The 22,893-nt window shown below is 38.6% G+C and carries 22 protein-coding genes; 21 read left to right on the top strand and 1 reads right to left on the bottom strand.

Annotated features, from left to right (window positions below; translation table 11 throughout):
* Positions 1-12: 12 nt before the first annotated feature.
* From ACNHOZ_RS20990 to ACNHOZ_RS20975, 4 genes are all read left to right on the top strand, one after another.
* Positions 13-657: a TetR/AcrR family transcriptional regulator gene (locus tag ACNHOZ_RS20990; RefSeq protein ID WP_014457745.1), complete on the top strand. Its 645-nt coding sequence runs from the start codon at positions 13-15 to the stop codon at positions 655-657.
* On the top strand, positions 654-3,896 hold the full coding sequence (icmF, locus tag ACNHOZ_RS20985) for a fused isobutyryl-CoA mutase/GTPase IcmF (RefSeq protein WP_034263990.1): 3,243 nt from the start codon (positions 654-656) through the stop codon (positions 3,894-3,896). The genes ACNHOZ_RS20990 and icmF overlap by 4 nt, the downstream gene beginning before the upstream one ends.
* 349 nt (positions 3,897-4,245) lie before the next feature.
* The gene (gene rpoE / locus ACNHOZ_RS20980; protein ID WP_033580392.1) at positions 4,246-4,782 is read left to right on the top strand and encodes a DNA-directed RNA polymerase subunit delta; all 537 of its coding nucleotides are present in this window, start codon (positions 4,246-4,248) and stop codon (positions 4,780-4,782) included.
* A gap of 320 nt (positions 4,783-5,102) precedes the next feature.
* Complete coding sequence (locus ACNHOZ_RS20975) at positions 5,103-6,710, top strand: CTP synthase (protein WP_033580393.1); 1,608 nt, start codon at positions 5,103-5,105, stop codon at positions 6,708-6,710.
* A 38-nt stretch (positions 6,711-6,748) separates the two neighbouring features.
* On the opposite strand, the gene ACNHOZ_RS20970 is transcribed toward ACNHOZ_RS20975, so the two are convergent.
* On the bottom strand, positions 6,749-7,279 hold the full coding sequence (locus ACNHOZ_RS20970) for a DUF2529 family protein (RefSeq protein WP_033580394.1): 531 nt from the start codon (positions 7,277-7,279) through the stop codon (positions 6,749-6,751).
* A gap of 237 nt (positions 7,280-7,516) precedes the next feature.
* Here ACNHOZ_RS20970 and ACNHOZ_RS20965 point away from each other — a divergent pair, with 237 nt between their 5' ends.
* The 17 genes from ACNHOZ_RS20965 (at position 7,517) to ACNHOZ_RS20885 (ending at position 22,838) form a co-directional block, all read left to right on the top strand.
* Complete coding sequence (locus tag ACNHOZ_RS20965) at positions 7,517-7,891, top strand: response regulator (protein ID WP_087944205.1); 375 nt, start codon at positions 7,517-7,519, stop codon at positions 7,889-7,891.
* A 224-nt stretch (positions 7,892-8,115) separates the two neighbouring features.
* Positions 8,116-8,973 carry a class II fructose-bisphosphate aldolase gene (locus ACNHOZ_RS20960; RefSeq protein ID WP_013059826.1) on the top strand — a complete coding sequence of 286 codons (858 nt, stop codon included), beginning with the start codon at positions 8,116-8,118 and terminating at the stop codon, positions 8,971-8,973.
* 137 nt (positions 8,974-9,110) lie between these two features.
* The gene (gene fsa, locus ACNHOZ_RS20955; RefSeq protein ID WP_063248430.1) at positions 9,111-9,755 is read left to right on the top strand and encodes a fructose-6-phosphate aldolase; all 645 of its coding nucleotides are present in this window, start codon (positions 9,111-9,113) and stop codon (positions 9,753-9,755) included.
* Between the two features lie 207 nt (positions 9,756-9,962).
* Positions 9,963-11,249, top strand: a complete 1,287-nt coding sequence (locus ACNHOZ_RS20950) for a UDP-N-acetylglucosamine 1-carboxyvinyltransferase (protein WP_028411974.1) — start codon at positions 9,963-9,965, stop codon at positions 11,247-11,249.
* 525 nt (positions 11,250-11,774) lie between these two features.
* Positions 11,775-13,049, top strand: coding sequence for a transcription termination factor Rho (rho, locus tag ACNHOZ_RS20945; protein WP_014457752.1), 1,275 nt, complete (start codon positions 11,775-11,777; stop codon positions 13,047-13,049).
* 154 nt (positions 13,050-13,203) lie between these two features.
* On the top strand, positions 13,204-13,404 hold the full coding sequence (rpmE, locus tag ACNHOZ_RS20940) for a 50S ribosomal protein L31 (protein ID WP_013085477.1): 201 nt from the start codon (positions 13,204-13,206) through the stop codon (positions 13,402-13,404).
* A gap of 204 nt (positions 13,405-13,608) precedes the next feature.
* Complete coding sequence (locus tag ACNHOZ_RS20935; RefSeq protein ID WP_153252841.1) at positions 13,609-14,223, top strand: thymidine kinase; 615 nt, start codon at positions 13,609-13,611, stop codon at positions 14,221-14,223.
* Positions 14,224-14,361: 138 nt separating this feature from the next.
* Positions 14,362-15,429 carry a peptide chain release factor 1 gene (gene prfA, locus ACNHOZ_RS20930; RefSeq protein WP_447697286.1) on the top strand — a complete coding sequence of 356 codons (1,068 nt, stop codon included), beginning with the start codon at positions 14,362-14,364 and terminating at the stop codon, positions 15,427-15,429.
* Positions 15,429-16,280 carry a peptide chain release factor N(5)-glutamine methyltransferase gene (gene prmC, locus ACNHOZ_RS20925; RefSeq protein WP_048021720.1) on the top strand — a complete coding sequence of 284 codons (852 nt, stop codon included), beginning with the start codon at positions 15,429-15,431 and terminating at the stop codon, positions 16,278-16,280. Before prfA ends, prmC begins: the two co-directional genes overlap by 1 nt.
* 121 nt (positions 16,281-16,401) lie before the next feature.
* Complete coding sequence (gene spoIIR, locus ACNHOZ_RS20920) at positions 16,402-17,295, top strand: stage II sporulation protein R (RefSeq protein ID WP_447697285.1); 894 nt, start codon at positions 16,402-16,404, stop codon at positions 17,293-17,295.
* 85 nt (positions 17,296-17,380) lie between these two features.
* Positions 17,381-17,827, top strand: a complete 447-nt coding sequence (locus tag ACNHOZ_RS20915; protein ID WP_447697284.1) for a GNAT family N-acetyltransferase — start codon at positions 17,381-17,383, stop codon at positions 17,825-17,827.
* A gap of 192 nt (positions 17,828-18,019) precedes the next feature.
* Positions 18,020-19,060 (top strand): L-threonylcarbamoyladenylate synthase, encoded by a 1,041-nt coding sequence (locus ACNHOZ_RS20910; protein ID WP_028411978.1) that lies wholly within the window; start codon positions 18,020-18,022, stop codon positions 19,058-19,060.
* A gap of 67 nt (positions 19,061-19,127) precedes the next feature.
* Entirely contained in the window at positions 19,128-19,688 is a 561-nt protein-coding gene (locus ACNHOZ_RS20905; RefSeq protein ID WP_028411979.1) for a manganese efflux pump MntP, read from the top strand.
* 231 nt (positions 19,689-19,919) lie between these two features.
* The gene (locus ACNHOZ_RS20900; RefSeq protein ID WP_028411980.1) at positions 19,920-20,348 is read left to right on the top strand and encodes a low molecular weight protein arginine phosphatase; all 429 of its coding nucleotides are present in this window, start codon (positions 19,920-19,922) and stop codon (positions 20,346-20,348) included.
* A 79-nt stretch (positions 20,349-20,427) separates the two neighbouring features.
* Positions 20,428-20,889 (top strand): ribose 5-phosphate isomerase B, encoded by a 462-nt coding sequence (gene rpiB / locus ACNHOZ_RS20895; RefSeq protein ID WP_063248428.1) that lies wholly within the window; start codon positions 20,428-20,430, stop codon positions 20,887-20,889.
* 35 nt (positions 20,890-20,924) lie between these two features.
* Complete coding sequence (locus tag ACNHOZ_RS20890; RefSeq protein ID WP_028411982.1) at positions 20,925-21,476, top strand: TIGR01440 family protein; 552 nt, start codon at positions 20,925-20,927, stop codon at positions 21,474-21,476.
* A gap of 117 nt (positions 21,477-21,593) precedes the next feature.
* Positions 21,594-22,838, top strand: coding sequence for a serine hydroxymethyltransferase (locus ACNHOZ_RS20885; protein WP_447697283.1), 1,245 nt, complete (start codon positions 21,594-21,596; stop codon positions 22,836-22,838).
* Positions 22,839-22,893: the final 55 nt, after the last annotated feature.

Genomic DNA, 22,893 nt, shown 5'->3' with positions numbered 1-22,893 from the left:
AGAGGTGAAAAAATGAAAAAGAGAGAAGTTCTCACATCCATTAAAGATGAAAAGCTGATTGTAGAGCGTCGTAATCAAATGATTAAAGGGGCCGTCACGCTATTTAAGGAAAAAGGTTTTCACCGAACAACAACAAGGGAAATTGCCAAAGCCGCTGGGTTCAGTATCGGTACACTTTACGAATATATTCAATCTAAAGAAGATGTTTTATATCTTGTATGTGACAACATTTACGACGAAGTGAGAGAGCGATTAGAAGAGATGGTAGTGGATCGTTATACAATCGCTGAGCTTCAACAAGCGATTCAACACTATTTTAAAGTTGTAGATGAGCTTCAAGATGAAGTATTAGTCATGTACCAAGAAGCGAAATCGCTGTCTAAAGATGCGCTTCCATATGTATTAAAAAAAGAGCTGGATATGGTTGAAATGTTTAAGGTTATTATCGAAGGCTGCGTAGAAAACAATCAATTTGCACTTACGGATAAAGAAATTTCGCTGTTTGCTCATCATTTATTTGTTCAAGGTCAGATGTGGGCATTTCGCAGATGGTGGCTGCAAAAGCATTATTCACTAGAAGAATATACAAATATGCAGTTGGATTTTTTACTTAAAAATTTTTCATTTCAACAACTGTGTGAGGGGGAGACAGTTTGAATACAAGCAAAAGACCGCTTCGTTTTTTAACCGCTTCTAGCCTGTTTGACGGCCACGATGCGTCTATTAATATTATGAGACGGATTCTTCAAGCCAAGGGGGTAGAAGTCATTCATCTGGGGCATAACCGATCTGTCGAAGAAGTTGTTAACGCTTCCATACAAGAGGATGTTCAGGGGATCGCCATTTCTTCTTACCAAGGCGGCCATGTAGAATATTTTAAGTATATGTACGATTTACTCCAAGAACAACAGGCTTCTCATATTAAAATTTATGGCGGCGGCGGCGGGGTAATTATTCCGAGTGAGATTCAAGAGCTTCATGATTACGGCATCTCTAAAATCTTTTCTCCGGAAGATGGACGAAAAATGGGGTTAGAAGGCATGATTCAATTCATGATCGATGATTGTTATTACACAAATCCCCCTGCACTGCCGAATGATCGAACCTTAACGCCGGCTAATGACCGTTTAATTGCCCAGCTTATTACATGTGCTGAAAATGAAGCCTATGAATACACAAAAGAGCATGCAGCCGCTCTTGAAGAAATACGAGAAAGTGTAATCGACAGCGAGACAGATCAAAAAATACCGGTTATTGGAATCACAGGAACAGGAGGAGCGGGGAAAAGTTCGCTTACGGATGAATTAGTAAGAAGGTTTATTGAACATATTCCAGATATTCATGTAGCTGTTTTATCCGTTGATCCAACTAAACAAAAGACCGGAGGAGCGCTTCTTGGGGATCGAATTCGCATGAACATCGCAGCGTCTCCTCGTGTGTATATGAGAAGTTTGGCCACGCGTTCATCTGGACATGAGCTATCGGCGGCCATTCGAGATGGAATTGCCGTCGTGAAAAAAGCGGGCTTCGACATTATCATTGTCGAAACAAGCGGCATCGGGCAAGCTGATGCTCAAGTTAAAGATATTGCAAACGTCTCTCTTTATGTCATGACAAGCGAATTTGGCGCGCCGTCGCAGTTAGAAAAGATTGAAATGATTGATTACGCAGACTTTATTGTCATCAATAAATTTGAAAAAAAAGGTTCCGAAGACGCAAAAAAACAAGTGCAGCGTCAATATCAGCGCAATCATCAGCTGTTTGAAAATAGTCTCTCTACGATGCCAATTTACGGAACAATCGCGAGTCAGTTCAACGACGGGGGAACAAATATTTTATTTGAAGATCTTGTAAATCATCTGCATCAAACATACCGTACGTCTTGGCACGTAGAAAAATCATCAGAGCGCGTAAGTGAAAAGAAATATACCATCATTCCTAATGATCAACAGCAATATTTACAGGAGATTGTAAACAGCGTTCGCTCTTATCACCGCAATACGGACGTTCAAGCGCAAACAGCGCGTAAATTTTATCAGCTAGAGGGTGCTCTCGAAGAAGTGGAAACAGAAACAGCCAAGCAAGAGCTCACTCAGCTAAAGGAGAAATATCAAAAACAGCTAACGGCCGAATCGATTGAAAAGCTGGAAAACTGGCCTAAATTAAAAAGTCAGTATCGGCAAGAAGAACTTATTACAAAGGTAAGAAATAAAGAAATTAAAACGTCTTTGCAAGTTGATACGCTATCAGGACTGCGTATTCCGCGCGTGGCCCTTCCAAAGGTTGATGAATACGGGGAAGTTCTTCGTTTTCTTTATAAAGAAAACGTGCCAGGTGCATTTCCATACACAGCAGGTGTTTTTCCGTTCAAACGAAAAGGTGAAGATCCTAAGCGTCAATTCGCAGGTGAAGGAACACCAGAACGAACCAATCGCCGCTTTCACTATTTGTCAAAAGATGATGAGGCCAAGCGTTTAAGTACAGCGTTTGATTCTGTAACGCTTTATGGAGAAAATCCGGATCCAAGGCCGGATATTTTCGGGAAAATTGGCGAAAGCGGCGTAAATGTCTGTACGCTTGATGATATGAAACTTTTGTATAAGGGATTTGATCTTTGCCATCCTTCGACTTCCGTTTCGATGACGATTAATGGGCCGGCTCCGATATTATTAGCTATGTTTATGAATACAGCTATCAGCCAGCAGGTAGAAAAGAAAGAAGAAGAATTAAAGCGTCCTTTAACGGAACAGGAATACGAGGAAGTAAAATCGGGTACGTTGAAACAAGTAAGAGGAACCGTTCAAGCGGATATTTTAAAAGAAGATCAAGGCCAAAATACGTGTATTTTTTCCACAGAATTTGCGTTAAAAATGATGGGAGATATTCAGCAGTACTTTATTGACGAGAAAGTGCGCAACTATTATTCTGTGTCTATTTCAGGCTATCATATTGCTGAAGCAGGGGCGAATCCAATTTCTCAGCTCGCGTTTACATTAGCCAACGGTTTTACGTACGTGGAATATTACTTAAGCCGAGGGATGCATATTGATGATTTTGCTCCTAATTTATCGTTTTTCTTTAGTAATGGACTTGACCCTGAATACACGGTTATTGGACGTGTGGCAAGAAGAATATGGGCAATTGTGATGCGTGATAAATACGGCGCAAATGAACGCAGTCAAAAGCTTAAGTATCATATTCAAACATCCGGCCGATCGCTTCATGCACAGGAAATTAATTTTAATGATATACGTACGACGCTGCAAGCCTTAATGGCTCTTCATGACAACTGCAACTCTCTTCATACCAATGCGTATGATGAAGCAATTACAACACCGACAGAGGAATCTGTACGTAGAGCGATGGCCATTCAACTAATCATTACAAAAGAGCATGGACTCACTAAGAATGAAAATCCATTACAGGGCTCTTTTATTATTGATGAACTAACAGACTTGGTAGAAGAAGCGGTATTGGCTGAATTTCAACGCTTAAATGATCGAGGCGGCGTTTTAGGTGCGATGGAAATGCAGTATCAGCGAGGTAAGATTCAAGATGAATCGATGGAATACGAGATGCAAAAACATACGGGAGCTTTACCTATTATAGGAGTAAATACGTATATTAATCCAAATGAAGAGGAAAGTTCCTCAGTTGATGACATGCAGTTAGCCCGCGCATCAAAAGAAGAAAAAAATCATCAAATTAATCAGCTTCAGAAGTTTCAACAGCAGCATGAAGAAAAAAGAGAAGACGCGCTGAAAAGGTTAAAGAAAGCTGCAACAGAAGGAGAGAACATTTTCAAAGAGTTAATGGAGACTGTTAAAGTAGCCAGCTTAGGAGAAATTACGCGAGCTTTATATGAATGCGGTGGGCAATATCGTCGAAATATGTAATAATGTATCGTTAGTATATAGTGATATATTAAAAGCCGCGATGACTATTTTTGGTCATCGCGGCTTTTATAGACTTAACCCTAACGGACTCAGAATAACTGATGGTGAATTCCTTTTGGTCAAAGGATACTGTTGGTGTATCAAGTAGAATGTATTATAGTAATAAAATGTCTATTTTTTCGTTGTTTTATGCGAAATTCTCGAGAATTTTAGAAACGAGGCTAGCATAAATGTATTGAATTTGTTTATAATGAATGGTATGTATTTATTCGTTTCCATCATTTACACATATGATGAATTGATTTAATAGATTTTCGATATACATAGCCATAGAAAGGATGTGCCAGATTTGAGTTTAGCACAGTACTCAAAAACGGATTTAAAAGAAATGTCGATGATTGAGATTGCTTACGCGCTTCTAGAAGAAAAAACAGATCGTCAAGCAATGTCATTCCAAGAAATTATTGCTGAAATTAAAGCAGCAGCGGAAATGTCAGATCAAGAATTAAAAACGAGATTAGCTCAGTTTTATACAGATATTAATATTGATGGTCGCTTTTTAACAGTAGGGGACAACCATTGGGGTCTTCGTGGATGGTATCCTTTTGACCAGGCTGAAGAAGAAGTTATTCCGGTTGCAAAACCTAAAAAGAAAAAAGCGAAAAAAGCTGTTGTTGAAGAAGTTGAAGACTTTGATGATCTAGAAGAAGATTTAGATTATGAAGATGTTGACGATCTAGACGAAGAAGAAGATTTTGAAGACATCGACGAGCTAGAAGAAGATGAAGATGATCTTGCAGAAGACGATTTTGACGATTTAGAAGATGATCTAGACGATGATGAGGAAGATGAAGAAGACGATTATGAGGACGAAAAAGAAAAATAATCCTTCTTGACTTTTTCAAGCGAAGTAGGTAGAATCTTTTTTGGGCTCTTTAAACAAGCATTTAAAAAGTTTTTATTTAAAATAGACTATTGCTCCCAATCCAGTTTTGGTATTGGGAGCAATTTTTTTATTTTATTTATCAATGTTTTACACCCCGATATGTTCTTATAAATCCTTGATAGAAACTTTCTTTTGGTTCTTGAACGTTTCACATTCATAAGGTTTCTTATAATTTCGCATGCACAATGAATGAATTGTGATTGTTTATGTGAAAACTTTTAATATTGTACAGTTCAAATTATTTAGAGGGGGAAGTATAGATGACAAAGTATATTTTCGTAACAGGCGGTGTTGTATCATCTCTAGGAAAAGGGATTACAGCAGCTTCTTTAGGCCGTTTATTAAAAAACCGTGGGTTGAACGTAACGATTCAAAAGTTTGATCCATACATTAACGTAGACCCAGGAACAATGAGTCCATACCAACACGGTGAGGTATTCGTAACAGATGACGGCGCGGAAACAGACTTAGACTTAGGTCACTATGAGCGTTTTATCGATATCAACTTAAATCGCTACAGCAATGTAACAACAGGTAAAGTATATTCAACAGTATTGAAAAAAGAGCGTCGCGGTGATTATTTAGGCGGAACAGTTCAGGTTATTCCGCACATCACAAATGAAATTAAAGAACGCGTTTTCCGTGCAGGCAAAGAAACAAACGCAGATGTTGTTATTACTGAAATCGGCGGAACGGTAGGAGATATTGAATCACTTCCTTTCCTAGAGGCTATTCGTCAAATCAAAAGCGATATTGGCCGTGACAACGTTATGTATATTCACTGTACACTTGTGCCATATTTAAAAGCGGCTGGTGAAATGAAAACAAAACCAACACAGCATAGTGTAAAAGAATTACGTAGCTTAGGTATTCAGCCAAACGTGATTGTTGTTCGTACAGAAATGCCAATTTCTGAAGATATGAAAGATAAGCTAGCTTTATTCTGCGACATTGATCCAAAAGCAGTTATTGAGTGTGCAGACGCTGAAACATTATATGAAATTCCACTATCTCTACAAGAGCAGCACTTAGATCAAATCACATGCGATCACTTGAAATTAGATTGCAAAGAGGCAGAAATGACTGAGTGGAAAGCACTTGTTGAGAAAGTAAAAGGACTTTCAAACACAACAAAAATTGCATTAGTTGGTAAGTATGTAGAGCTTCAAGATGCTTATATTTCTGTTGTAGAAGCAATGAAACATGCTGGATATGCATTCGATGCAGATGTAAATATCAAGTGGGTAAATTCTGAATTTGTAACAAAAGAAAATGTTCAAGATTTACTTGGTGATGTAGACGGTATCTTAGTTCCAGGTGGATTTGGGGATCGTGGAATCGAAGGTAAAATTGTGGCAACACAATATGCACGTGAGCAAAAAGTTCCATTCTTAGGTATTTGTTTAGGTATGCAGCTAGCATCAGTTGAGTTTGCACGCAATGTATTAGGATTAGAAGGCGCACATTCAGCAGAAATTGCACCTGAAACAAATTATCCAATTATCGACTTATTACCGGAACAAAAAGACGTAGAAGACTTAGGCGGTACATTACGCTTAGGATTATATCCTTGTAAATTGTCTGAAGATACGCTTGCATATGAAGCATATCAAGATGAAGTGGTGTATGAGCGTCATCGTCACCGCTATGAATTTAACAACGAATATCGCCAGCAAATGGAAGAGAAAGGCTTTATCTTCTCTGGTACAAGCCCGGATGGCCGTTTAGTTGAAATTGTAGAGCTTAAAGACCACCCATGGTTCTTGGCTTCACAATTCCACCCAGAATTCACGTCTCGTCCAACAAGACCGCAACCATTGTTCAAAGAATTTATTCGCGCATCAATGGAGTCAGGCCAAAACAAATAAGTGAAATAAAAACACGCTGTCTTTAGACAGCGTGTTTTTTATTCATATTCTTCTACGATTTCTTTTAATGTAAAAATTAAACCGTAGTACGCGTATAAAGCGACCATCATTGCTGGAAAACCAAATCTTGAGCCGTCTTCTCCAGGAATAAGGGGCTTTAACAATTTTGTATCAATATGAGCATCTGCGAGTGCTGTTAAAGAAGGTTCGGTTATTTCTTTAGGGACAGCAGCAATGCTGACAAATGGAATATCGCGTTTCTTTAAACGTTCAGCTATTTCCACAGCTTTGTGATCTGTTGAAAATCGAGAGACAAGCAGTACGCGATCGACGCTAGTCAGCTGATCCAATTCATGTAAAGGCAAAGGTTTTGCCTGACTTAAAGGTTCTGCACTGCTTAGTGCTTCTAGTGTAACGGCATGCATTTCTTCTACACCATAAATATAGATAAATCCTTCTCCGACAGAGGCCTGTGCTAAAATACGCGCGGCATCTTCAAATTGGAATTCTTCTTGTTCTTCAATTCGTTTAAAAAAACCTGAAAGTTGAGTTGTGAAAATTTTAAGCATAGAATCTCCCTTCGATTTAAGCGGCTAAAGCCGTCTATCTACACATTATAACGAAAAAAGCTATCTGTATTCTATCTTGAAATGAGCTACAATGAAAGTAAAGTGCAATGAAGTTAGATGGATGACAAAAAAAGCTATGTTTTGTAACAATTTCTCTAATTAGCAGGGATTTTTGTTTTAAAGGCGAAATACATATGTTAGTTTTGTCTGTAGAAGAGGAATATAAAAGGTGGGATTATATTGGCAGAGAAAATTTTAATTGTTGATGATCAGTATGGTATACGTATTTTATTAACGGAAGTGCTGCAAAAAGAAGGCTATACGACATTTCAAGCGGCGAACGGCTTCCAGGCGATTGATATTACAAAAGAGCAAGCACCGGATCTTGTCTTATTAGATATGAAAATTCCAGGAATGGATGGAATCGAAATTTTAAAAAGGTTAAAGCAGCACGATGAAACGATTAAAGTCATCATTATGACCGCTTATGGTGAATTGGATATGATTCAAGAAGCAAAAGATCTAGGAGCGTTAACTCACTTTGCAAAACCTTTTGATATTGATGAAATCCGCAAAGTTGTTAGGGAATATATACCAGTAAAGTCGAATTAAGGTTTTGGTAGGGTTTTCATCCTAACAAATTTTGAATATCAGCCTAAAAATGTTGCTGTTTTCATTGTTAGTTGGTATCCTAATTACTGTATTCATAATTCGACAATCTATTATGTAAAGATGCGCGTTGTTTCTACATGAAACACTCAATTCAAGAGCATACTATTTGAGTGTGCCTTTTGGTTAGCATCTAATCTAAGGTTGATTTTAAGGAGGATTTCAATATGCCTTTAGTATCAATGAAAGAAATGCTTATTACAGCAAAAGAACAAGGCTATGCAGTAGGTCAATTTAACTTAAATAACTTAGAGTTTACTCAAGCTATTCTTCAAGCAGCAAAAGAAGAAAACTCTCCAGTTATTCTTGGTGTATCTGAAGGTGCAGCACGCTACATGGGCGGTTTCAAAACTGTTGTAGCAATGGTTGAAGCTCTAATCGAAGATTACGACGTTCAAGTACCAGTTGCAATTCACTTAGACCACGGTTCAAGCTTTGAATCATGTGCAAAAGCAATCCATGCTGGATTCACTTCTGTAATGATCGATGCTTCTCACCACCCATTTGAAGAAAACATTGCAATTACTTCTAAAGTAGTTGAACTAGCTCACTTCCACGGAGTATCTGTAGAAGCAGAACTAGGAACTGTTGGTGGACAAGAAGACGACGTTATTGCTGAGGGTGTTATCTATGCAGATGCTAACGAGTGTGAAGAACTTGTTAACCGTACAGGTATCGATTGCTTAGCTCCAGCATTAGGATCAGTTCACGGACCATACAAAGGTGAACCAAACCTAGGTTTTGCTGAAATGAAAGAAATCGGAGATCGTACAGGCTTACCATTAGTTCTACACGGTGGAACTGGTATTCCAACAAAAGATATCCAAAAATCAGTTTCTTTAGGTACTGCTAAAATCAACGTAAACACTGAAAACCAAATTGCTTCAGCTAAAGCTGTTCGTGAAGTATTAGCTGCGCAACCTGAACAATATGATCCACGTAAATACTTAGGACCTGCTCGCGAAGCAATCAAAGAAACGGTTCAAGGTAAAATGCGTGAATTCGGTTCTTCTAACAAAGCATAATTTGAAATCTTCGGATGGCCTGTTTGCAGTTAGTTGAGTCTGAAAAATAAAACCGTCTTATTTTTATTGTAAGGCGGTTTTATTTTTACTATAATTTTCTTATCATTCTGAATACATAACACAGGGGGATGGCATTCATGAAGTTTTTTATTGATACGGCTAATTTAGACGAGATTAAGGAAGCGCATTCATTAGGTTTGTTAGCGGGGGTTACAACAAATCCTAGTTTAGTAGCTAAAGAGAACATCACGTTTGAAGATCGTCTTCGTGAAATTACAGAGTTCGTTGAAGGATCTGTAAGTGCAGAAGTGATTGCGCTTGATGCAGAAGGCATGATTCGCGAAGGAAAAGAGCTTGCTGCGATTGCGCCGAATATTACAATCAAGGTACCGATGACTCCAGATGGCTTAAAAGCAGTAAAAGAATTTAATAGTTTAGGTATTAAGACAAACGTTACGCTTATTTTCTCAGCTAACCAAGCGTTAATGGCAGCAAGAGCAGGTGCTACTTACGTATCGCCTTTCTTGGGAAGGTTAGACGATATTGGTTTTAATGGCCTCGATTTAATCTCAGATATTGCAGATATTTTTGCAATTCATGACATTCCATCCGAAATTATTGCAGCATCTATTCGTCATCCGATGCACGTAACAGAAGCTGCAAAAAATGGAGCACATATTGCGACAATTCCTTACAAAGTTTTAATGCAATTGTTCAAACATCCGTTAACAAATGCAGGAATTGACCAATTTTTAGCAGATTGGGAAAAACGAAATGTCTAAACATGTATAAATTTGTGTGGCATTTACCATCCTGACAGGTGAATGCCATATTTTTCTTTTATCTTGTCGAAACTATACATGATTTTTTCATTTTCGTGTACACTAGTAGGTAATAGGAAAAATAACCATTCTTTTAGGTATTCTTTGTACCAAAATTTTCCTCAATTACTAGGTGAGAAACTTTCTTTCACTAGAAGGGAGCTATAAATGGAAAAGTTAAAAATACAAGGTGGCTTTACCTTAAGTGGATCCGTCCGCGTCAGTGGTGCTAAAAATAGTGCCGTTGCGCTTATTCCAGCAACAATTTTAGCCGAGTCACCTGTTACAATTGAAGGTCTGCCTGATATTTCAGACGTGCAGTTATTAGGGGATTTAGTTGAAGAAATTGGTGGGAAAGTAACCATTGATAACGACGAATTAACAGTAGATCCATCCGGAATGGTTGCAATGCCTTTACCGAACGGAAAAGTAAAAAAATTACGCGCTTCTTATTATTTAATGGGGGCGATGTTGGGACGCTTTAAAAAAGCGGTAGTTGGTCTTCCAGGAGGCTGTTACCTTGGTCCAAGACCAATCGATCAGCACATTAAAGGCTTTGAAGCTCTTGGTGCGAAAGTAACAAATGAGCAAGGAGCTATTTACATTCGAGCTGATGAACTGATTGGTGCTCGAATTTATTTAGACGTTGTGAGCGTAGGAGCAACAATCAATATCATGCTAGCTGCTGTGAGAGCAAAAGGGCGTACCGTTATCGAGAATGCTGCTAAAGAGCCTGAAATTATCGATGTAGCTACGTTACTGACAAGTATGGGTGCCCGTATTAAAGGTGCAGGGACGGACGTTATTCGAATTGATGGCGTAGATCAATTAAAAGGATGCCGTCATTCCATCATTCCAGACCGAATTGAAGCAGGCACGTATATGATTATGGGAGCGAGTATGGGAAAAGAAGTTGTTGTTGACAACGTTATCCCTCAGCACCTAGAGTCATTAACGGCTAAAATGCGGGAAATGGGTATTCATATCGAAACAAGCTCAGATCAGATTCTCGTAGCGACTCGTCAGCTGTTGAAGCCCGTAGATATTAAAACGTTAGTATATCCAGGTTTTCCAACTGATTTACAGCAGCCATTCACGACGCTTCTAACAAGAGCATCAGGTACAAGCGTTGTGACAGATACAATTTACGGTGCAAGGTTTAAGCATATTGACGAGCTGAGACGAATGAATGCATCTGTTAAGGTAGAAGGACGTTCAGCTATTATTAATGGTCCCATTCACTTACAAGGTGCACGTGTGAAAGCGTCGGACTTACGAGCAGGAGCAGCCCTTGTAACCGCAGGCTTAATGGCCAAAGGGATTACAGAAGTAACGGGTTTAGAGCACATTGACCGAGGTTACAGCCATTTAGTAGACAAGCTATCGGATTTAGGGGCAATGATTTGGCGTGAAGAGATGACTCAAGAAGAAATTGAACAATTTCAAAATTCATAGAGGCAAATTGCACAACAGTCAGGAAAGCAAATTCTAGAAATGAGCCGTTAAATAAGCTACACAGGTGTAGGAACGTTCTTCTATGTCTGTGTAGCTTATATATTTATGAATAGGGTAAATAGATAAAAAGGGGAAGCTAAAAGATAAATTTCACTTCTTATTTTAACGTCCAGTTTATTTCCTTTAATGTGAAATTATGAAAAGGTTTTCCTTGCTTCTCTTAAGCTATTAAATTTCCTTTTTTTTATTCATCTTCTAAAGTAAAAAAAGATTGATTAAAAAGATAGAAAAAGGTTAGAATATAAATTGCTACGTTAAATTTATCAAGATAATATAAATGGTTTTATGTCGGAATTATTCTTCTAAAAGTGTATGGTTAATCAATTGATTCTACTTATTATACTTCAAAGGTTATATTCTCCATTTTCACAGATTTATTCCATCCATATCATCTCTCAATTTTATATTTGAATTTAATATGGGAGGAACGGTTAAAAATTATTCATTATAAAGCGTGGTGTCCTAATGAACTTAACATTATCCAGTTTAGAAAATATGAAATTAAAAGAGCTATATGAACATGCTCGTGAGTATAAAGTTTCGTACTATAGTAAATTAACGAAAAAAGAACTTGTCTTTGCTATTTTAAAGGCTCAAGCTGAACAAGATGGGCTTTTATTTATGGAAGGCGTTCTTGAAATTATTCAGTCAGAAGGATTCGGTTTCTTACGACCAATTAACTATTCACCGAGTTCAGAAGATATTTATATCTCAGCTTCACAAATTCGTCGCTTCGATCTGCGTAATGGAGACAAGGTATCGGGGAAAGTTCGTCCTCCGAAAGAAAATGAGCGCTACTACGGGTTACTGCATGTAGAAGCAGTAAACGGAGAAGACCCAGAAACGTCAAAAGAACGCGTACATTTTCCAGCACTAACCCCGATTTATCCAAATGAGCAAATGCTGCTGGAAACTCAGCCAAGAAGTTTCTCTACGCGTATTATTGACTTGATTTCACCAATTGGATTTGGGCAAAGGGGACTAATTGTTGCGCCGCCAAAGGCAGGTAAAACGATGCTGTTAAAAGAAATTGCCAATAGCATTACAACCAATCATCCTGATGCGGAATTGATTGTTCTTCTTATTGATGAGCGTCCTGAAGAAGTAACGGACATTGAGCGTTCGGTTGACGGTGATGTTGTCAGTTCTACATTTGACGAAGTGCCAGAAAATCACATTAAAGTAGCGGAACTTGTCCTTGAACGTGCGATGAGACTTGTCGAACACAAAAAAGATGTTGTCATTTTGATGGATAGCATTACAAGACTTGCTCGTGCTTATAACTTAGTTATTCCACCGAGCGGTCGTACACTATCAGGGGGTATTGATCCAGCTGCTTTTCATCGTCCAAAACGATTCTTTGGAGCTGCGCGTAACATTGAAGATGGAGGCAGCTTAACCATTCTAGCAACAGCCTTAATTGATACAGGCTCTCGTATGGATGATGTTATTTATGAAGAATTTAAAGGTACAGGTAACATGGAACTGCATCTAGATCGTTCACTAGCTGAAAAACGTATCTTCCCTGCGATTGACATTCGTCGTTCAGGCACACGTAAAGAAGAGCTGTTAATTCCAAAAGAGCATTTAGACCACTTATGGGCAATTCGCAAATCAATGGCAGATGCTCCTGATTTTGCAGAAAAATTCTTAAAACGTTTACGTCAAACAAAGACAAATGAAGAGTTCTTTTCGATGTTAACGGAAGAGAAAAAAACGCTTCTAGCAAATAAACGATAAGTTATAAAACATGTGGTTGCAAAAGCATACAACCCTTGTTATAATTTCATCATGTGTGTTGATAAAGTACACAGTGAAATAGTTATTATTTCATCACTATCTTTATCAATAAACTCTGTTTCAGAATGATTCAGGGCGGAAGGAGATGAAACGAATGAAAACAGGAATTCATCCAAACTATAAAACAGTTATGGTTAAATGTACTTGCGGAAACGAATTTGAAAGTGGTTCTGTAAAAGAAGAGATCCGCGTTGAGACTTGTTCTGAATGTCACCCATTCTACACTGGTCGTCAAAAATTCGCTGAAGCTGGTGGCCGTGTTGATCGCTTCAACAAAAAATACGGTCTTAAATAATCACATTGTCGAAACAAACAGGCAAGTAGCTTAACTTCTTGCCTGTTTTTTTGCTTAAAAAAGTAGAAAAACAGTGTCTGCTTGATAAAAAAGTGGGTACTTTATCATAGGAATAAGATCTACATAGAAGACGTAGATTAAGTTAGTAGCGGTTCGCTCAGAAACGGAACGAGAAGAAGGGAGAGTCCCGCAGTGGTGTACGTAATGAAACAAAGCGGTTGGATAGAAGTAATTTGTGGCAGTATGTTTTCAGGGAAATCAGAAGAGTTGATTCGACGTGTGCGCCGTACGCAGTTTGCTAAACAAAAAGCACAAGTGTTCAAGCCTGCAATTGATAATCGATATAGTGAAGAAGCTGTCGTTTCACATAATGGTACATCTGTTATGGCTTATTCAATCTCAGCATCGCGCGATATTTTAAAGCGAGTAAATGAAGAGACAGACGTAGTAGCGATAGATGAAGTACAGTTTTTTGACACAGATATTTTAGAAATTGTTCAATCTTTAGCAGATCAAGGCTTTCGTGTGATTGTAGCAGGGTTAGACCAAGACTTCAAAGGTGAACCTTTTGGACAAATGCCCCAGTTAATGGCTATTGCAGAATCGGTAACAAAGCTACAGGCCGTATGCGCTTCATGTGGCTCTCCTGCGAGCCGTACGCAGCGTTTGATTAACGGTGAGCCTGCTTCTTATGACGACCCTATTATTTTAGTCGGTGCGTCTGAATCGTACGAACCAAGATGTCGTCATTGCCACGTTGTGCAAAAGTCCAAAGGACAGGCTGTGTCTGTGGACTCAAGCGAAATGGTCGAAAAATAAAGCAAGAATTTTATGATGATAAAAACAGAACGCGCAGTTCTGTTTTTTTGTTCATATACGTGTATTAACAAGGTTTTGACTCTATTTTAAAGCTATACTATAATTACAATGTTATGGATAAAGAATGAGGTGAATGACGTGTTTGATCGTTTAGAAGCGGTAGAGGCGCGCTATGAGAAGTTAAACGAACTTCTGAGTGACCCTGAGATCGTAAACAACCCCTCTAAGTTGAGAGAATATTCGAAGGAACAATCAGATATACAACAAACGGTAGCCGCTTATCAGGAATACAAAGATGTAAAAGAGCAGTTATCAGAAGCGAAAACGATGCTTGAAGATAAGCTTGATGCAGATATGCGCGACATGGTCAAAGAAGAAATTGCCGAGTTAGAAACGCAGCAAGAAGAGCTAGTTGAAAAGCTACGTATTTTATTAATTCCAAAAGATCCAAACGATGATAAAAACGTAATCATGGAGGTTCGTGGAGCGGCTGGTGGAGATGAAGCAGCGTTATTTGCAGCTAATTTGTACCGCATGTATTCTCGTTTTGCTGAATCACAAGGCTGGAAAACAGAAGTAATGGAAGCAGCGACTACTGGAGTAGGGGGTTATAAAGAAATTATCTTTATGATTAACGGTAAAGGTGCGTACTCAAAGATGAAATTTGAAAACGGTGCACACCGTGTTCAGCGAGTTCCTGAAACAGAATCAGGCGGTCGTATTCATACATCTACAGCAACAGTAGCATGTCTTCCTGAAGCGGAAGAAGTTGAAGTGGATATTCATGAAAAAGACATCCGTGTAGATACATTTGCTTCAAGTGGACCTGGTGGCCAAAGTGTTAATACGACGATGTCGGCAGTTCGTTTAACACATTTACCAACAAATACAGTGGTATCATGTCAAGATGAAAAGTCTCAAATTAAAAATAAAGAAAAAGCAATGAAAGTATTGCGTGCTCGCGTGTACGACAAATTCCAGCGAGAAGCACAAGCAGAGTACGATGCAACGCGCAAACAAGCAGTTGGATCAGGAGATCGCTCTGAGCGTATCCGTACGTATAATTTCCCGCAAAATCGCGTAACGGACCACCGTATTGGTCTGACGATTCAAAAGCTAGATCAAATCTTAGAAGGCAAGCTTGATGAAATCATCGATGCATTAGTAATGGAAGACCAAGCGCGCCGAATGGAAGATTCGAACTAATGAAAGTATTTGAAGCCCTTAAGTGGGCTTCTTCTTTTTTGAAAGAGGCAAAGCGAGATGAAAACGCGGGAGAACTCTTGCTTCGCCATCACTTACAGATGACGAGAACTCATTTGCTAGGTGCTCTGCAGGAAGAACTAGAAGAAGAAACGCTAAAAAGATTTGAACAAGATGTCCATGCTCATAAAGCAGGGATGCCTGTACAATATCTCATCGGGACAGAAGAATTTTACGGACGTTCATTTATTGTAAACGAACATGTATTAATTCCAAGACCGGAAACAGAAGAGCTCGTATATGGAATGATTTCTCGAATGAAAAAAGAATTTCAACACCAGTCTATTGAGCTTGTCGATATTGGAACGGGAAGTGGGGCGATTGCTATCACTTTAGCGTTGGAGCTTGACAGCGTCAATGTTACAGCAACAGATATAGCTATAGAATCTTTAAATGTAGCCAAGAAGAATGCTCAAAATCTGGACGCTGCTGTCACGTTTATACAGGGAGATTTATTACAACCATTCCTATCATCAAATCAGAAATTTGATGTAATTGTGTCTAATCCGCCTTATATTCCAGCAGATGATGAATTGTCCACAGTGGTAAAAGATCATGAGCCAAATCGAGCTCTTTTTGGTGGAAAAGATGGTCTGGATTTTTATCGACGTTTTATGGAAGAGTTGCCATATGTGACGAAGTCAAACAGTATTATTGGATTTGAGGTCGGGGCCGGACAGACAAAAGATGTAGCTGAGATGCTGCAAAAAACGTTTCCGACAGCTTTTGTAGAATGTGTATATGATATTAATGGAAAAGATCGAATGGTTTTTGCACAACTTCGTGATAACTAAAAAAATCAGAGGGAATGATTTTCCCTTTGGTTTTTGAAAATCATGCATTTTTTTACTAAATTACTAGTTTAAGATATCTTGCTTTCGGCCATACTGTTCCTATGAAAGGGCGGTGGCCGAAATGAAGAAATATGCTATCATTTATTTTATTTTATTAATTATTGGAGCAAATGCTCAACTTATATATACACATAACCAAGTGCAGGCAGATCAGCCTGCAGTCATTCCAGACGAGGCAATTCGACTGCGTATTTTAGCAAACAGCGACGGTGAAAAAGATCAGTACGTAAAACGTCTGATTCGTGACCGTGTGAACGAACAAATTACAGAATGGGTAAAAGATTTAACATCTGTAACTGTAGCTCGAAAAACAATTAAAGAAAATTTGCCAGCGCTTGAGACAATTGCGAAAGAAGTGCTAAAAGAAGAAGGCGTAAATGAATCTGTTCACGTTAAATTCGGAAAAGTAGAGTTTCCTACTAAGTTGTACGGTCAGTTTTTATATCCAGCAGGTGAGTATGAAGCCGTGCTTATTACTCTTGGTAAAGGAGAAGGAGCAAACTGGTGGTGTGTACTATTTCCTCCTTTATGCTTCTTAGATTTTTCAAACGGTGAAGCGGTAAAAGCGCCAGAGCCATCTGAAGAAGAACCAAAGGTAGAAAAAGAAAAACCAGCAGCTTCTGAATTAAAATCTGCAGACAAAACAGATGATACGTCGGCTGAAAGTAAAGAACCCGCAGTGAAGACAGAAATTCAATCTGCAACTATTACATCGGATTCTATTAAGCAGAAAGCTGAGGAACCTTCTCAACCAACGGCATCTTCTAAAGAAGCAGCTGCAAAGGATACAAGCAACACAGCGAAAGAAGAAACAAGCGCTAAGGCTGAGAAAAAGGAAAGTAAGGAAGCTGAAAAGTCTGTTTCATCTAAGAAAAAAGCTGATGCTAAATCGAAAGAAGATTCTGTAGAAGTTAAGTTTTTTGTAGTAGAATGGATATCGTCCGTATTTAATTAATAGAATCATTAAAAATAAAATTCAGTTCTACTTTTTTTAACCATCTCATAGATTTGTTACTAGAAAACAAGTTGAGGTGATTAAAATGAGAGAACAATTAAAAATTGCCAGTGAAAATGATTATATTCGAATTCAGAAGTTTTTACAAAAAGCGGGTATTAGCACAGCGGGTGTAGAAGAATATATTCATCAATTTGTCATCATGGAAAGTGAAGAAGGCGAGCTGCTAGCAACAGTTGGGTTTGAAAAAGAAGGCATGGACGGAATTCTTCGCTCCCTTGTCGTGTCACCTTCTTTGATGCAATCTGATATTCTGCTGCTATTTAAAAGTATCGTTCAGCTGGCTCAAAAGCATGGTGTGAAGCAACTATATTTACTAACAAATAAGGCATCCTCTCTGCATTTTTTTCAAATGATGAATTTTCAGCAAACATCTTATAGTGCTCTACCTGATTTGTTAAAAGAACATTCGTATTTAAAACAGTTACCAAATCCTAAGGATGTCTACGTGATGTTTTATGCAGCTAGTTAAAAGGAAATGTGGATAAATCATTTTAATGGGGTATCCACAATGTTATTCACAAAAACCTAAGCTTTATCCACATTTTGTGGATAAAGCTTGTTTGCTGATATAATGAATACATGTATTTTACTGTTTTTGATACATATTGTACTTTTAAAGTAAAAAAAACCTAGATATAGAAAGAAAAAGGAGTTGAAGAAGATGGAAACTAAGTTATGGGTTGTGGATAATTTTATGAACGAAAAAGATATTTATCCACAGATAGAAGAAGCAGCAGATTTGCTGCGCAACCACGAAGTGGTTGCTTTTCCTACAGAGACGGTGTATGGATTAGGAGGAGATGCAACATCGGATAAAGCTGTGGATAAAATTTTTGCAGCGAAAGGACGTCCTAGTGATAACCCTCTTATTGTTCATATTGGAGATAAAGAGCAGCTGCATACATTTGTAGAGTCAATTCCTTCAAAAGCAGAGAAAGTGATTGATGCTTTTTGGCCAGGTCCTCTTACCGTGATATTACCTAAAAAAGATCAAGTTTCAGATAAGGTTACGGCTGGTTTAAACAGCATTGCAGTGAGAATGCCATCACATCCGGTAGCTCTTGCATTATTGAAAAAAGTGGCTTTGCCTATCGCAGCTCCTAGTGCAAACCTCTCCGGCAAGCCAAGCCCCACTTTAGCTCACCACGTGATGAATGATTTAGAAGGGCGTATTAGCGGAGTTGTAGATGGAGGAGCGACAGGGGTAGGAGTAGAGTCGACTGTCCTTGATTGTACTGAAGAGATTCCTATTATTTTACGTCCAGGCGGCATTACTCAGAAAGAGTTAGAAAGTGTAATTGGTCCCGTAAAAGTAGATCGAGCGTTAATAAGTGATAAAGAAGCGCCAAAATCTCCAGGTATGAAATATACGCATTACGCACCTGATGCACCGCTTGTCATTGTTGACGGCAGTTCAGATTTTTTCCAATCTATTATTGATCACTATCAAGATCAGGGTAAGCGAGTAGGGGTATTAACGACATCTGAACATGAAAATGTGTATAAAGCCGATGCCGTCATTACATGTGGATCTCGCTCAAATTTAGAGACGGTTGCTAGCCACTTATATGAGTCTCTTCGTTCATTTAATGAGTGCGATGTAGATATTATCGTTAGTGAAAGTTTTTCTGAAGAAGGAGTCGGTCATGCCGTTATGAATCGATTAATGAAAGCTGCAGGACATCACGTGATTAAGCAATAAAATTCATCTTCTAAACCTTTTCGAATGTGCATATTTTGAAATAGGAGCACGTCCGAGGAGGGTAAAGATGAATGTATCTCAGTTAATTAGTGAAATGATCACGTTAGTCATTATGGCGTTTGCCTTAGGAATGGATGCTTTCTCAGTTGGTTTGGGAATGGGGTTAATTCGTTTACGCTTTCGCCAAATTTTCTACATTGGTGTTGTTATCGGTATATTTCATATTTGGATGCCGCTATTGGGCATGTTTATTGGACGACTTTTGTCTGATAAACTTGGAATGTTTGCTACCTATGGCGGTGGAATTTTATTGCTGATTCTTGGGGCGCAGATGATTTATTCCTCCTTTAAGCATGACGATACGCCGTTTATCAAACCAGTTGGCTTTGGACTATTATTTTTTGCGCTCAGCGTGAGTCTAGATAGTTTTTCTGTTGGACTTAGCTTAGGTATTTTTGGGGCAAGAACGTTTTTGACCATTATTGTTTTTGGCGTAGTGAGTATGCTATTAACTTGGTTAGGACTGTTGCTTGGCAGAAGAGTACAAGGCTGGCTTGGTTCATATAGTGAGGCACTGGGCGGGAGCATTTTATTAGCTTTTGGCATCAAATTGCTATTACCTTTTTAACTATATATAAATAGGTAAAGGATCATGACCATGCAGGTTATGGTCTTTTTTTGCTTCTTTTAAATTACAGCAATAAAAAAAGGAAAGCGAAGGTGTTTTTTTCAAGATAAATAAAGAGATCATGGATAAAAAACACCCAAAAAAGCTAACTGGATTTATGCAAGCAATAGAGATACAATAGGGTGGAATATCAACATAGTCGCACATAGTGAAAGCAAGGGAGGATGTATCTTGAAAAACATCTTATTTGTATGTACAGGAAACACGTGCCGCAGCCCTATGGCAGAAGCGTTGCTGAAAGCTAAAAAAATAGATGGAATAAACGTGAAGTCTGCAGGTGTATTCGCTTCAAATGGAAGTGAAGCTTCTGTTCATGCACAAGTTGCCCTTCAACAGAAAGGCATAGCTTGTTCTCATGCTTCGGCAGCATTAACGGAAGAACAATTGATGTGGGCTACTTATATTTTTACGATGACGGAGCAGCATAAAATGCTAATTTTGAACCAAGCTCCATACGTAAGTGATAAATTATTTACGCTAAAAGAATTTGCCGGCGAGCAAGGTGAAGTATCTGATCCGTTTGGCGGATCATTACAGACGTACGAACAGACTTTAGAAGAGTTAGAGCGTATGATTAACAAAATAGTCGACAAATTATAAAAGGTCCCATAAATTTTTGCAGACTTAAACTGAACAAAAATTAATAGAAGATGAAGGTATGTATGAGGAGGAAACAAAGATGAAAGTAGCTATTGCATCTGACCACGGCGGTATAAATTTACGACAGGAAATTATCTCTTTAATGGAAGAATTAAATATTGAATATGTGGATTTAGGGTGTGAATGCTCAGCATCTGTCGATTATCCGGATTATGCACTTCCCGTTGCTCAAAAAGTGGCGAGCCAAGAAGTAAGTCGAGGCATTCTTATTTGCGGAACAGGCATCGGTATGAGCATAGCAGCTAATAAAGTAAAGGGAGTTCGCTGCGCTCTAGTGCATGATACGTTTAGTGCAAAAGCCACAAGAGAACATAATGATAGCAACATTTTAGCAATGGGTGAACGCGTCATTGGGCCGGGACTTGCACGTGAAATTGCGAAAATTTGGTTAACGACAGAATTTGAAGGCGGGCGACATGAAAATCGCGTGAATAAAATTAAACAGTATGAGCAGCAAAGTGATGCAACAGTAACGGCATAATGTGAACGTATTCAATGGAAGAAAGGAAGAAAAACGTGTCTGAACTTACGAAATGGAAAGAGCAGTTGGAAACAGTTTTATCTGATTTTTCAGCACAAGTGCAGTTATCTTCAGAACATACACTTGTCATTGGATGCAGTACAAGCGAGGTAATTGGTGAAAAAATAGGAACCGCAGGCGCAATGGAAGTTGCAGAAATGATCTTTGATACACTAGCAGATTTTCGAAAAAAAACGGGTGTCCACTTAGCATTTCAATGCTGTGAACATCTTAATCGAGCACTGGTAGTAGAAAGAGAATTAGCTCGTAAAGAACGCTTAGAAATCGTTAGTGTTGTTCCTATTCATAAAGCAGGTGGAGCGATGGCTACACAGGCCTATGGCCAGCTTAAAGATCCTGTTTTAGTAGAGTTTATTAAAGCTGATGCTGGGATTGATATTGGAGATACATTCATTGGTATGCATTTAAAGCATGTCGCAGTACCCGTTCGTTGTACGTTGAACGCAGTTGGACACGCTCATGTTACTTTAGCAAAGACGCGTCCAAAACTAATCGGTGGAATGAGAGCGTTTTACGAACTTTCGTAATTAAATATATTAAAATAATACACATTTTTTCTTTTTTATTCTAAATAAATCATGTTACAATGTAGTTGAATTAACAAATAACGAACATTGCGAATACGAAACGAGGAGAGGATTTTGATGGAGAAACAACTAATGCAACAAGATCCAGCAGTTTATAATGCGATCAAGGATGAATTACAAAGACAACGTACTAAGATTGAGCTAATTGCTTCAGAAAACTTTGTAACAACAGCGGTAATGGAAGCACAAGGTTCAGTTTTAACAAATAAATATGCTGAAGGCTATCCAGCTAAACGTTACTACGGTGGTTGTGAACACGTGGATGTAGTAGAAGACTTAGCTCGTGATCGTGCAAAAGAAATTTTCGGAGCAGAGCACGTGAACGTTCAACCTCACTCAGGTGCACAAGCAAACATGGCTGTATACTTCACTGTTTTAGAGGCTGGAGACACAGTACTTGGTATGAATTTATCGCACGGCGGTCACTTAACGCACGGAAGTCCTGTTAACTTTAGTGGTGTTCAGTACAATTTCATCGAATATGGTGTAGATCGCGAAACACATCGCATTAACTACGATGACGTATTAGAAAAAGCTCGTACACACAAACCAAAATTAATTGTGGCTGGTGCAAGCGCATATCCACGCGCAATCGACTTCAAGCGTTTCCGTGAAATCGCTGATGAAGTAGGCGCTTATTTAATGGTAGACATGGCTCATATTGCTGGTCTAGTAGCTGCAGGACTTCATCAAAATCCTGTGCCACATGCTCATTTCGTTACAACTACAACACATAAAACACTACGCGGGCCACGCGGCGGTATGATTTTATGTAAAGAAGAATTTGCGAAAAAGATTGATAAGTCGATCTTCCCTGGTATTCAAGGTGGTCCATTGATGCACGTTATCGCTGCAAAAGCAGTAGCATTTGGTGAAGCATTACAAGATGAGTTTAAGCACTATGCTCAAAATATCATCGACAATGCTAATCGTTTAGCAGAAGGATTAAAGAAAGAAGGATTTGCTCTTGTATCTGAAGGAACAGACAATCACCTTGTGTTAATCGACGTAAGCTCAATGAATTTGACAGGTAAAGTAGCTGAAAAAGCGCTTGATGATGTAGGTATTACAACAAACAAAAATACAATTCCTTATGATGAGCAAAGCCCATTTGTAACAAGCGGTATCCGTATTGGTACAGCTGCGGTTACAACTCGCGGATTTGGCTTAGAAGAGATGGATGAAATTGCTTCTATCATCGGATTAACGCTTAAAAATATTGAAGATGAAGAAAAGTTAGCTGAAGCTAAAACACGCGTTGAAGCTTTAACAAGCAAGTTTGGAATGTATAAATCACTTTAAGAGAGACAGGCCTTTGTGCCTGTTTTTTTATGGAGAAAGTGGTAGCAATCCAATC

Source organism: Priestia sp. D51 (assembly GCF_053345675.1).
Note: the sequence above shows the minus strand (reverse complement) of the source record. Positions and strands in the feature narration are given on the sequence as shown.